Annotated in this window: 10 protein-coding genes; 1 reads left to right on the plus strand and 9 read right to left on the minus strand. The window is 44.5% G+C overall.

The annotated features are described in order from the left end of the window. Positions 1–110: 110 nt before the first annotated feature. Together MHH60_RS05420 and MHH60_RS05425 are read right to left on the minus strand one after the other, a co-directional pair. Positions 111–557 carry a V4R domain-containing protein gene (locus MHH60_RS05420; protein ID WP_076138000.1) on the minus strand — a complete coding sequence of 149 codons (447 nt, stop codon included), beginning with the start codon at positions 555–557 and terminating at the stop codon, positions 111–113. A 182-nt stretch (positions 558–739) separates the two neighbouring features. Next, positions 740–1921 (minus strand): sensor histidine kinase, encoded by a 1182-nt coding sequence (locus MHH60_RS05425; RefSeq protein WP_076137998.1) that lies wholly within the window; start codon positions 1919–1921, stop codon positions 740–742. A gap of 283 nt (positions 1922–2204) precedes the next feature. Here MHH60_RS05425 and MHH60_RS05430 point away from each other — a divergent pair, with 283 nt between their 5' ends. Further along, complete coding sequence (locus tag MHH60_RS05430) at positions 2205–4136, plus strand: ATP-dependent DNA helicase (protein ID WP_256715219.1); 1932 nt, start codon at positions 2205–2207, stop codon at positions 4134–4136. Positions 4137–4201: 65 nt separating this feature from the next. On the opposite strand, the gene MHH60_RS05435 is transcribed toward MHH60_RS05430, so the two are convergent. The 7 genes from MHH60_RS05435 to MHH60_RS05465 form a co-directional block, all read right to left on the minus strand. Then, positions 4202–4972, minus strand: coding sequence for an ABC transporter permease (locus MHH60_RS05435; RefSeq protein WP_076137994.1), 771 nt, complete (start codon positions 4970–4972; stop codon positions 4202–4204). Then, a complete protein-coding gene (locus tag MHH60_RS05440) occupies positions 4973–5731 on the minus strand; it encodes an ABC transporter ATP-binding protein (protein WP_076137992.1) in 759 nt (252 codons plus the stop codon). It lies immediately after the preceding gene. Between the two features lie 76 nt (positions 5732–5807). Further along, entirely contained in the window at positions 5808–6674 is an 867-nt protein-coding gene (locus tag MHH60_RS05445; RefSeq protein WP_076137990.1) for a pentapeptide repeat-containing protein, read from the minus strand. A gap of 14 nt (positions 6675–6688) precedes the next feature. After that, positions 6689–7018, minus strand: a complete 330-nt coding sequence (locus MHH60_RS05450; RefSeq protein ID WP_036675798.1) for a PadR family transcriptional regulator — start codon at positions 7016–7018, stop codon at positions 6689–6691. A gap of 166 nt (positions 7019–7184) precedes the next feature. Continuing rightward, the gene (locus MHH60_RS05455; protein ID WP_076137989.1) at positions 7185–8468 is read right to left on the minus strand and encodes a hypothetical protein; all 1284 of its coding nucleotides are present in this window, start codon (positions 8466–8468) and stop codon (positions 7185–7187) included. 265 nt (positions 8469–8733) lie between these two features. Continuing rightward, a complete protein-coding gene (locus MHH60_RS05460) occupies positions 8734–10467 on the minus strand; it encodes a family 10 glycosylhydrolase (protein ID WP_076137987.1) in 1734 nt (577 codons plus the stop codon). A 38-nt stretch (positions 10468–10505) separates the two neighbouring features. Then, positions 10506–12152 (minus strand): extracellular solute-binding protein, encoded by a 1647-nt coding sequence (locus MHH60_RS05465; protein ID WP_076137985.1) that lies wholly within the window; start codon positions 12150–12152, stop codon positions 10506–10508. Positions 12153–12176: the final 24 nt, after the last annotated feature.

A 12176-nucleotide genomic window follows, 5' to 3' on the forward strand; every position in this document is an offset into this window, starting at 1 on the left:
CATTTCAGCATAAGAGCCATGTTAAATGAATGTTAATTCCATCACAATTTCTTCATAAAAAAACGACCTTTTAAAATCGAAAGGTCGCTTACTCGCTTTTATATATGAATTTAATATTTGATGATATATTCGCAATATTCATCCCCATTAACATTACATTTTATTTCCCGGACGGAAACCCGCTTTCCACGAATTTTAGTAAGTGCTCCTTCGATAATGGCCCCCTCCAGGTCACAAACCATTTTCCCTTCCATAATAGGTAACCCTTCGCAGAAACAATCGTGCACTGCAATTGTCATCCCCTTGTCATCTTCATGGGTTATTATAGGGATCCCTATCTTCAATTCTTCGAATAACTCGAATAGTTCATTAACCGAGGCAACACCAAATTCTTCCCCAATTTTTCTTCCTATAGTCAACGTTGTACCCTTACCATTCATGGGTAACGCTTGATATAAACCAATAAGTCTGATCGTTCTGAATAGCTCTAAAGGTACGACATTACCTAAATTTTTTCTCTTTATTTTTTTCATATCTGTAAAAGTAAATTGATCCATGCCAGTAGCCTCCAATTGCTTATGTAATTTATATTTCAAATTTAATTGATATATTGAGTATAAACGTATCCAATAATTGCTTTGTGATCTTACGCACATCCTAATTTTTTATAGAACTATAACAAAAAAAGCAACTTCCCAATTGGCAAGTCGCTCCTTCATTCCTTAGATGCAGCAGCATCTCAAATATGATAATCATAAACCCAAGGCAAAATAACCATCACGCTAGTTCCAACCTGAACCTCTGAATCTACCTTAATATGCCCCCCATACATTTCAATTAATTGTTTACAAATCGATAATCCAATCCCTGTCCCTTTTTGCTTGGTAGTAAAGAAAGGGTCAAATATCCGTTTTAATTTATCCTGTGGAATTCCTTCTCCATTGTCTTTAAAGAGTAGAATAATTTCGTTTGTCTCAGCAGCTGTGGTAACAGAAATATCTATTCTGCCTCTAAAAGCTGTGAAGGAATCGATACTATTTTTCAAAATATTAAGAATTACCTGCTCTAGCTGAGAGGCGCTTCCAAACGTTAGTACTTTTTCTAATGAGCACTCTACTGAAAGTATAATATCATCACTAAGTATGAGTTGATTCACAATGTTATTAACTCTATGTATAACCTCCATAACGTTAAATACTACGCCGTTATTTTTTGTACTGTCACCTTTCCGAGCCAGTATTAGAAAGTCCGTTACTAATCCATTCAGAGCATCAATCTCTTTGATAGTGATATCCAGATATGCACGCAATTCATCCGCTTTGATCTCCGGCTCATTTAGCCTGATATTTACAAGCTGAGCAAAACCTTTAATCGAAGCTAGCGGATTTCTTATTTCATGCGCCATTCCTGCTGCCATTTGTCCCATAACAGCAATTTTTTGTTCATGTAGATTGTCAATCTGTTGATTTTTATTAGACAAATAACCTTGTGCAAAGCCAGTAAAACGGGTCCAGTTGCATTCCATTAAACGATTATAAAAAAACAATCGGATCGCGGAATCATCTACAAACTCTTCAATGATCTTAAACATAATATTCTGAGCGGTTAAATTCAAATCCTTGCTCATATCAAGTAAAATATCAAAATGATCACCGAATATTTCTGCAGTATAAACCCCTTGCTCAGCCCCCTCTTTTTCTAGCAGGTTTAGGTATTGATCGTAACCAAAAGAATCAAAAAACAAGGCTTCTACCATACTCATTAATATCGTACTGAATGATGAATCTAACAATTCCTTATGCGCCTCTACAAACCAGGAGAATTCGATGTTTTTCATAGTCATAGAATGATAATGCCTGTTTAAAATGATTGGAACTGCTAAGGTTAATGACGAACGCAATTCATTTTCTTTGTATGACATTTTCATCCTCCTTCTTTGTAGTTTGTATTCAAGATATGTGTATATTTTCCTGCTTCAAAAACACAGTAATTCACTTTGTTTTAATACTATATTATATTCTGACACTTGACTGTTAGAGTAGCATCGAAGATAATTACAACCTCACCAAAAAAACTATAATTAGGAAGATCATTGATTTTGAAAAGGGGCGGTCGTCATTAGCTGGTTAAGTGATCTCTATAAATTACAGAAGCAGGAGCTAAAGAAGGACATCGAGCCCTCTTTAGTCAATGCTATCTTTCGCATGTATGATAAATTTTCCAGGATTGGACTTAAAGAGCGGATCGGCCAGCAGGATATGTCTCTAGATATCGCTGATGCCTATATTAATGGCCATAACGCGATGATTGAAGCTGGAGTCGGCATCGGCAAGTCCTTTGCCTACCTCATTCCCAGCCTGCTTATTAACCAAATCTCAAGACAACCGGTTATTATTGCGACATCCTCCATACAACTTTCAGAACAAATACATAAAGATCTGAGATTCATCGGAAGTCGGCTCGGATTTACAAGGGTACGTTCGGTGGTTGGAAAAGGCATGGGGCAGTATGCTTGCCGGTATAGGGCAGCAGATCTGTTCCAAGCGGAGGATTCAAACACCCCTCTGTCTGCGCTTGCCCAGCAGATTGTGAATTATGAAATTGATGAGCGGGCAGATATTAAGGGCGGGGTTAGTGATGCAGTATGGTCTAACGTTTGTGTGAATGATTGCAAATTTGAACGTTGCCATTATAAAAGTACATGTACGTTTTATGAGATGAGAGCTAAAATTAATGCCAACGCGAGCGACATGGATTTTATTATCGTAAACCAGGACCTGCTCATCCGTGATTTAATCAAGAAAAAGGAAGGAACAAAGGGGTTAATCACCGAACGGCCGGCTCTGATCGTAATTGATGAAGCTCATAATCTGGAAGCAAAGGTTAGAGATGCAAGAACGGTCGAATTTACATACCGGGGAACCTGCCGTATTCTGGATGACGCCTTACAGATTCTCTTCAAGCAAACTGCCGATACGGAGCTTATGCCGCAATTTAAATTTATAAAAAGATGCGTTGGCCATATTTTTAAACAAGTAGAGGCAGACTTACTGCAAACAGCCAAGCAGGATAATGACCGTATAAAAATATCGCAGATCACAGGACTCCCCTTAAAACGAGCGGCACAGGTTTTAAAAGATTTTAATCTCAGCCTTTCCGTCTTAACTTCACGGCATGAGCGGGAGATTGACAATATTTTCGAAGCCATGAACGGACTTATCGACCTCTTTGATGTACTCGCCGGAGTAGAGGATAACTATCTGATCTGGGTAAGCAATACCCAGCGGGAGAGTACCCTTAGTATCTGCCCTAAAGGGATAAGCCAGTTTCTGAAATATACCTTATTTAACGGGAAAACCTCTGTTATTTTAACGTCAGCAACCATGTGTCAAAGCGGAGAAACGCTGGAGGAACAATACGCTTATCTCACCGAGTCCCTCGGTTACAGGGGAGATTATATGGAGCGCCAAGCTTCACCGTTTGATTATGACAACCACACCATGCTGTATATTGCCAAGGACATCCCCTACTATAACCATCAGCGGCGGGAAGATTATCTTGAAGCGGCATACAAGGAAATGATGAGGCTCTGTAATTTAACAGACGGGCGGACATTGGTTCTTTTTTCAGCTAAAGAGGATATGAAGTATATTCATAAGAAATTAAACTCTGAGAAGCTTGCATGGGCATTACATGTTCAAAGGGAAGGCTCGTCCCAGGACGGGGTGATCGCTGATTTTCGGGGCAGTAAAGGCGTTCTACTTAGCACCGGTGTATTCTGGGAAGGTGTGAATATCGAAGGTTCCGATTTGTCGCAGTTAATCATTTTCCGTCTGCCTTTCCCTGTTCCTGCCGATCCTGTCTATGAATATAAGACTTCGATGGCAAAGAATCCCTTGAAAGAGGTTTTTGTACCGGACATGCTGCTTCGGTTAAGACAAGGAACCGGGCGCCTGATCCGCAGTGAAACTGACCTTGGTGTACTCAGCATACTCGATTCCCGCCTGTCCATTGCCGCCAAAAAGGATTACCGGAATCAGGTACTGGAAGCCTTACCTTTTAAAAAAGTTACTGAGGATTTCAAGGTTCTGGAGAAGTTTGTGAAAGAAAAAGGGATACGGCTTAGTGATACGTAGAGAGATGAAAAAAAGCAACCCATCCGCAGACAAGTCGCTTCTAACCCTATAACGTTATCTGGAAATTAAACTACTTTATGTTTGTATACCCGCATCGCTAATAAATAAGCAACTACTAGAATGGCTATGCACCATATGATGGCTCCCCAAATATCATTGCCGACAGGCTGCCCCATCAGGAGGGAGCGAACCGCCTCTACTATAGATGTAACGGGCTGGTTTTCAGCAAAGGCGCGAACGACTGGCGGCATCGATTCGGTAGGCACAAAGGCCGAGCTGATGAAAGGAAGGAAAATAATCGGATAGGAAAAAGCAGTCGCGCCGTCCACCGATTTTGCGGATAGTCCAGCAATTGCTGCGACCCAAGTTAGAGCCAGCGTAAACAATATGAGGATGCCGGCAACCGCCAGCCATGAGAGCACTCCTGCCGATGAACGAAAACCCATAATCAATGCAACAAGAATGATGACGCTAACTGAAATCGCATTGGATATCAGGGAGGTCAGCACATGCCCCCACAGCATGGTAGAACGTGCAATCGGCATAGAATGGAATCTCTGAAAAATCCCTTTTTGCACATCGTTAAACAGGCGGTAAGCCGTATAAGTTACACCACTTGCAATAGCGATCAGTATGATCCCGGGCAATAAATAATTCACATAGTTATCCGTACCCGTCTGGATGGCGCCACCGAACACGTAAACAAACAACAGCATAAATGCAATTGGCATGATAGTTACCGTGATGATGGTATCCATACTGCGGAGAATATGGCGCATAGAACGTCCGAGCATTACACTCATGTCACTGAAAAAGTGCTTCTTAATCATTTCCATTTACTTTCCCTCCTTTTTGCCGATGATTGCGAGGAATATTTCCTCCAGCGTCGGCTGCTTTTCAATGTACTCAACTTTTGCGGGCGGGAAACGCTTTTTTAGTTCTTCGAGTGTACCGCTCGCAATGATTCTACCTTCATGTAGAATGGCGATTTGATCAGCAAGCTGCTCTGCTTCTTCCAAATACTGCGTCGTCAAAAAGACAGTCGTACCCCCATCGGCAAGCTCCTTAACCATCTTCCATACATCAATCCTTGCCTCAGGATCAAGTCCAGTGGTTGGTTCGTCGAGGAAAATAATCTGCGGTTGCCCAACAAGACTCATCGCGAGATCTAATCTCCGGCGCATCCCGCCTGAATAAGTGGATACCTTGCGATCCGCGGCATCGGTCAAAGTGAAGCGTTCCAGCAGATCGTCCGCAACTTGACGCGGATGCTTCTCATGGCGGAGCCTCGCAATCATGATCAGATTTTCCCGGCCGGTCAGAATCTCATCCACGGCGGCAAATTGACCCGTCAGGCTGATGGACTGGCGTACATAATCAGGCTTTGTGGCGACATCAAATCCGTTCACTGCAGCAGTCCCGCCATCTTGATTCAGCAAAGTGGTGAGGATTTTGACAATGGTGGTCTTGCCTGCACCATTGGAGCCCAGCAGAGCAAAAACGCTGCCCTGCTGCACTTCAAAATCCACCCCCTTTAAAACTTGAAGCTGTCTGTAGGACTTTTCTAACCCAACCACTTTAATGGACTTGTTCATTGCATTCCCTCCCCAAGGTTTTGTTAGCATATCTTCATGGAATTTTCCCCGCAAAACTCACTTCGGAAGCTCAGGCTTATAGGACTGTAACCTTTGTCAAATCAGCTTCCATGCCTTTGAGCGCAGCGAAGGTCAACTTATCCATCATTGCACCGTCAAAGTTGATCGTTTTAATTGCACGATAAAACTTCTTGGATAACGAAAACCCGGAGAGGAATGACACATTTTTTAACGTCGCACCTCTAAACGAAATATCGTTCAGCGCCGACTTTTCAAACTTGACCCCGATAAAGGTCTGGCCGTCAAAACATAATCCCCGCAGATCAGAGGTTTTAAATTCCACACCGTCAAAGATACAGTTCTCAAAGATTGTTTTCGTGAGATCAGTCGTACACAGCTTGACGTCGGTCAGTCTTGCACTGATAAATTTCGCCCCTACCAATGATGATGAGCTAAAGTTGGTGCGAACAAGAATAGATTTGTGAAAGCTCGCATTTGCCAGTTCAATGCCGGACAGATTGCAGTCGGTCAGATTAGCGCTGTCGAACTTGGCCTCGCCTACGTCACTGCCCGCGAAAGAACTGCCAGTCAAGTCAGCGCCTGTAAAATCCGAACCCCGCAACGCGCTCACTTTAAAATCCCCTTTATGGGCGGTAACACCTGCAAAATCGCTCTTCGATAAGTTGCTTGCCCTAAAGCTCGTCACCACCTGCCGCTCCAGTGAACGGGAGAGATTGGCAACCTCCTGCACCGTCTGTTCAATGTCGCCGATGCTGTCTATCGTCATCTTAAACGCCGTTTCATCATCCTTGCCTTCAGCCTTGAGTTCACTGAACCGCTCCTGCAAATCGGAAAGGAGGTCACTCTTTAATTCAGCAACGCTTTTTATCCCGTCATAGGGTGCGAATACGCCATTTAAATACATGTTTAATTTCTCATTCATATTATCAAGTCTCCTTATAATAAGTTTTCAAGCACACGCTTTGCGTACTCCCAATTAGTCTTGTTATTGGCGTAAACAGCTTTCCCCTTCTCGGTAATCCGAAAATACTTCCGTCGTCCCCCCTGAGACTCATCCCCCCAATACCATTCAATGTCACCGTCTGCCTCAAGCCGCCGGACGCTGGAGTACATCGTAGCTTCTTTTAATTCATATTCGCCTCCGGAACGCTCAGCAATTAATTTGACGATTTCATATCCATAACGATCGGCTTCGGACAAGAGCCGTAATACCATCGTATCGGTATGTCCTCGCAGCAGATCGGATGTGATTTTGTTCTCACTCATTTCATCACCTCATAATCACATTGTATATCATACTACTGTGACAGTCAAGGTACTTTGATTATCATGTTTATACAAAATAAAAAAATGCCGTCCTTAGTTGTCTAAGGCAGCATTTTTCTCTTTTAAGTCTGAAGTTCCTATCTACGCTAACCAGAAATAAGTTGATTTACGTCTGCTGGTAATTCACAGCTACCTGCAGGCAACCCTCACACAAAAATGCATAATAAATCCCCTCGCTGTCCTCGGCCTGTTCCATGTCCATTTGGGCAATAAACTTCATCGTCGTCGAACAGCAAGGGCACACAGGATATTCCGCATCCTGAATCCAAGCCGGATGTCCTCCAATCTGCGACGCAGGCGCCTCAAGCATCCAATATGAATTTTCATAGGTTCCCATCTGCCGTTCCGATAGCTGCATGGCATGCCATGCTATTTCTTCCCTGTCTTCATTTGCAGGCAAAAAATCAGGAACGGTATTATTTTCACTCCACGAATATTGGCCATCCAGCTCCGCTTTCATAAACACGGTGCCATAACAATTACAATGCATGCAAGCTGCAATCCTTAACCGCTGGCCGGAAAGCTTCATAAATTGAACCAGTGGATTCTGCAAATCGTAATCAAACAGCACTGTCAACTTACCGCCACACCAAGGGCAGGAATGCTCACCCTCCTGCAGCGCCACTACCGCCGTATGATCCCGATCCATCCCATTTTTTCCGTCCCTGTTTACTTCAAAATGATAACTCTCGGGGTAAAAAAGCAGCCTTTTCCCACCGTCGGGATCTAATTCCCATCCTGCTTCGTGAGCATAGGTTTCCGGAGCCACATTTAACTCCGATGTCCATCGAGGCGGATGCTGCCGCCATGTCTCGAACTGCCGAACAACCTCTTCATCGCCAATCCAGGCCATTGCAAGCATCAAATGATTACGGTTTTCCGAGTCATGCTCTAACTGATGAATGATCTTATCACGGATCTCCTGACCCGCTTCTTTATAGAGAATACCGGGATAATACTTCCCTTTGTGAAAAAAAACCTCCAGCCCCCGTTCAATGCAAGCACTTGAAAAACATATAAGCGACAGTAAAATATCCTCAGCCTGGTCAAAATCATCTTCTTCCATCAATTCAATGGCGTAGGTTTCCAATCGTTCCCTTTCGCTTTCAGTCAGTTGACGATACAACTCCTGCGCGGTTTTGTGATAGGGGATTTCGTATTCAAGCGGGCTCCATCTCCGCGGTTTGTGCATGATTTTAAGAATTTCAACCGGATCATTCACACCTACGTACAAATCAATGTCTTTTCGATTTTGTTCAATATAAGCCTTTTGCTCCAGCGCAAGCTTCCTCTGATGACAGGGCATGCAGATTCCACCTGTCTTTAAAGCAGTTGCAGGAAGTATGCTTCCCTTGCAGCCTGAGGTTTGGCAGGGTATACGCTCGCTCATCGGATCTCTCCTATTCTGTATAAGTTATTCTCAAAGACTATTATTAATAAGCTAAACTGCATTATAGAATTAGCTATATTATAGAATTAGCTGCATTAAATATACCACCGGATTTAGCAGCTTTAAATTCATTTCAGATTTCAATTGGATATATCCCCCACCATCACCTTATACCGAAATAAAAAAGGTTAACCAGATATTTCTGGTTAACCTGATAAACGAAAACTCCCCCGGATAAAGAAGAACCGGTACCCTTGTATTAAGCTTAATCCGTAATCTTCACATTTCCAAACACAGCCTTATTCCTCGAGTCATCCCCGGGATTGCTAAGTGCTATGCCAATATACACCTTGCGGTTCATCGGAATCTGAACAGTTCCGACCGTTTGCCAGTTATTCCCGTTACTCGAAATAGCCCCTTTGAAGGTATTTCCACTTCGGGTCAGCTTTAGCCATCTTGGAGCCGAGGCAGCCGCAGTCTGATCAACCATATTGCCGGCAGTCTCTGCACGATACTGGAAGGTTGCCCCATTTTCGGGGGTAAGCATCATATCTGCATGCTTCGAATTATGACCCAGCGACTCCCGAATCATAATGCCGGCCTTGGCCCAGCCGTCCAATCGGCTAGTGGACTGCACTTTAACAATAATCTCCGCATTGCCTCGCACGGATTGGTATATATAATTCAGTTGATCTCCATTTCCCCAAATATCCGTAGAGCTGCTGCTGAGTGTAAATTGCTTATTGGAAGAATTGTAGGTAACGTTCCCCGGCATGGAACCGATATTCCGCGCCTTCCATCCTGTTGGTAATTGAGCCGGATAGTCTTGTTCTACCGGAGGCGTCCAGCCCGGCGTAGGCCAGGTTTCACGTTCTTTGATATTGGCCAGCTCATCTTCTGGCCAGGCCCCGTAAGCAAAGAACGACAGACGCTTCACACCTGGATAATTCTCGCGGATTCCCTTGTAAATCTCCTGATATTGATCATCTGTCCAGTCATTATCCAGCGTCGCAACAATTTCCACGTCACTGCCGCTAATCCGGTCGCTCGTATCCTTCAGGATTCCGTAAGAAGTGCTGTATACCCAGTCACTGTTGAACTCCCAGTCATCAAAGTACGCCATTGGTGCAACAAAGTCGATATCATCCTTGAATTTCGCCACATTCTGCCCAACTTCAATGAATTCTGGCGGCAAAATATACACGCCGAGCTGCACATCCGGCTTCGAGGACTGGGTGATATCCTGACGAATATCGCCCACATACTGTCCGATTTGATCGGTCCTCCATTCATTCCACTGCTCACGCTGAGGCGAATCTGTCTCGAAGTCAATGCTGAGCGGTGAATACCCGAACTGCGCCTGATACTTCGCAACTGTATAATTACTGACGTCCATGTTGTAATTGTCGAAGCGAATCCAATCCAGCACAACGCCATCCACATCATAATTCTCAATCACTTCCTGAATGATGGAACGCTCATACTGCTGCACTTCATGGTGAATTGGATTGACGAAGTATTCGTTGCCGTTAGAACCTGTAAACGGAGTCTGAACCCCGTCAACCAGCGCCTGCATCTGCCATTCATCGTGCTCCAGGAAGGCCTGCTGATCATGGAACTGTGGAATCCAGGCATGAACCTTGATTCCTGCAGCATGGGCTGCGGTAATGACAGCCTGCAGGGCGTCGAAATTCTGGTAGCCTTGGGCAATTGGTGCGATATCACTCTGATAAAATACACTTCCAGACGGAACCTCATCATCTTCATCCTGCTTCACGTTCATGCTAATAACATCGACGCCATAGCTTGTAGACAGCGCGATGAAATTCTGGACATCCGTCATGTTCTTAAACTGGTTTACGGTCCGTACAATAACTTCCGTTTCGAAAGGGGGGTTACTCTCCTCCTCGGCCATAACAGGAACGGAACCACCGGCTATCGAAGAAACCAACACGATGCTTAACAGTGCTATAAACCTCGATCTCAACGCAAATGCCATAATCTCGCCTCCACTAGTATAAGATTTTATAAATAGTCTTATTTCGTCGCGTTGATTTTCTTAACATTTTCCTGCCATTTTTCGGTTCTGAATTCAAGCAGCTTAGCCAGCCCCGCTTTTTCGGTGTTCTTTTTAGCTGTCTCCAGCGCCGACAGCACCGCTTCATCCGACTTCGCCTGAACCATCTGGGCGTAAGCAAGGGTATAAATATCCCCGATATTCTGTGCGATGATGCCGATCTCCGTATCCGGAATCGGATCGGTATTTACAAACTCCGTGATATCCAACGCGGTTTTCCAGGTCACCGTGGACTGCGCCACGGTCTCCCAGGATTTCTGGTTCGCGGAAAGCAGCGCCTCGAGGCTCATTTTCGCCGTATCAATAAAGGTTGTATTTCCCGCCCAGTTAAAGTCCTCGAATTTCCGCATCGTTTCCGTGCGTTCGTTAGCAGCAGTCGTCTTGTATTTCTCGTTCGGGATTGGCGCTCCGTCCGCATCCTCTTCATCCCAGTACAAGCCTTTAGGACCGAAGAAAAGCACCTTCTGTCCCTCCGGACCCGTAATCCAGTCAAAATAAGCGAAGATGGCCTCTGGATCCTTGGCCTTTTTCGTAATGACATTAACGTTCCAACCCAGCGTCTCAAAGCCGCTTACAAACACTTGTGTTTTGTCTAGTCCGGCTTTATGAATCGGCCATATAATCTCATAACCGCTGTCCGGATTATTCGCTGTCAATGCCCGGTGTCCCTCGGCTCCATACGTAGTGATATTGGATTCGACCATGACTGCTACCCGGTTGGTATTGACCTTTTCTTTGACCGCATCCTGGGTTTGCTGCAGAGCATCCTGCGTAATCAGCCGTTCACGATACAGCTTATTAATATACAACACCATCTCCTCGTAAGCGGGATCGTCCAAGATAGATGACAGCTTGTCGCCATCCGGATATCCCATGAGTGAAATGAACTTACTAGTGGAGTTTTCCTTAAAACCACCATACATAATTTCCAGACCTGCCCCCTTCTCCCCAACCTCCAGAGGTACTACATCCGGATACTTTTCTTGCACCTTAAGCAAATATTGATACAGATCATCGAAGGTCTCCAGCGCAGGTCTGCCGAGTTCGTTATAAATATCTTTATTCACCATCCATCCGCCGTTGCCGAATTGCCCGGATGTATACCAGTTCGGAATTTGATAGATTTTCCCGTCTTCTGAACGGAGCAAATTCAGGGTGGATTCCTTCACATATTTCTTGAAGTTCGGATACTTCTCATAGTAATCATCCAGCGCAACGAGTTGTCCTGCCTGCACCAGCCGTTCCACTGAGGATCCCCGGTCAGTAAAAATGACATCCGGTAAATCACCGCCGACGATCATCGTGTTGAGCTTTTCTCCGGCCGCTCCTCCGGATTGTATCGGTTCAACAGAAACCTTACGGTTCTCCTGAATCCATTTTGTCGCCTCATTATCCCCCCATGGTGATGTCGTAAGCCAGTCATAGTTTCCATAGAAGCTGAAGGTGACAGGCTTGATCCCGCTGCCGTCATCTATGGGGGTCTCGGCATTCAGATTTTTCTCGCTTGTGTTTGGTGAAGTGTTAGAATTTCCTCCTCCGCTACAGGCAGCGAGAAGAAGCACCAGCGAAGTCAGCAAAAGAGATACCCATTTCATACGATTGCGCATCTTTTCCCTTCTTTCTACATAATA

This window comes from Paenibacillus sp. FSL H7-0716 (genome assembly GCF_038002705.1).
Taxonomy (GTDB): domain Bacteria; phylum Bacillota; class Bacilli; order Paenibacillales; family Paenibacillaceae; genus Paenibacillus_AQ; species Paenibacillus_AQ odorifer.

What these genes read in the sequence shown, in the direction of transcription:
- MHH60_RS05435 (WP_076137994.1), bottom strand. Translation starts at nt 4,972, where the DNA reads ATGGAAATGATTAAGAAGCACTTTTTCAGTGACATGAGTGTAATGCTC.
- MHH60_RS05445 (WP_076137990.1), bottom strand. Translation starts at nt 6,674, where the DNA reads ATGAATGAGAAATTAAACATGTATTTAAATGGCGTATTCGCACCCTAT.
- MHH60_RS05460 (WP_076137987.1), bottom strand. Translation starts at nt 10,467, where the DNA reads ATGGCATTTGCGTTGAGATCGAGGTTTATAGCACTGTTAAGCATCGTG.
- MHH60_RS05425 (WP_076137998.1), bottom strand. Translation starts at nt 1,921, where the DNA reads ATGTCATACAAAGAAAATGAATTGCGTTCGTCATTAACCTTAGCAGTT.
- MHH60_RS05455 (WP_076137989.1), bottom strand. Translation starts at nt 8,468, where the DNA reads ATGAGCGAGCGTATACCCTGCCAAACCTCAGGCTGCAAGGGAAGCATA.
- MHH60_RS05450 (WP_036675798.1), bottom strand. Translation starts at nt 7,018, where the DNA reads ATGAGTGAGAACAAAATCACATCCGATCTGCTGCGAGGACATACCGAT.
- MHH60_RS05465 (WP_076137985.1), bottom strand. Translation starts at nt 12,152, where the DNA reads ATGCGCAATCGTATGAAATGGGTATCTCTTTTGCTGACTTCGCTGGTG.
- MHH60_RS05440 (WP_076137992.1), bottom strand. Translation starts at nt 5,731, where the DNA reads ATGAACAAGTCCATTAAAGTGGTTGGGTTAGAAAAGTCCTACAGACAG.
- MHH60_RS05420 (WP_076138000.1), bottom strand. Translation starts at nt 557, where the DNA reads ATGGATCAATTTACTTTTACAGATATGAAAAAAATAAAGAGAAAAAAT.
- MHH60_RS05430 (WP_256715219.1), top strand. Translation starts at nt 2,205, where the DNA reads ATGTATGATAAATTTTCCAGGATTGGACTTAAAGAGCGGATCGGCCAG.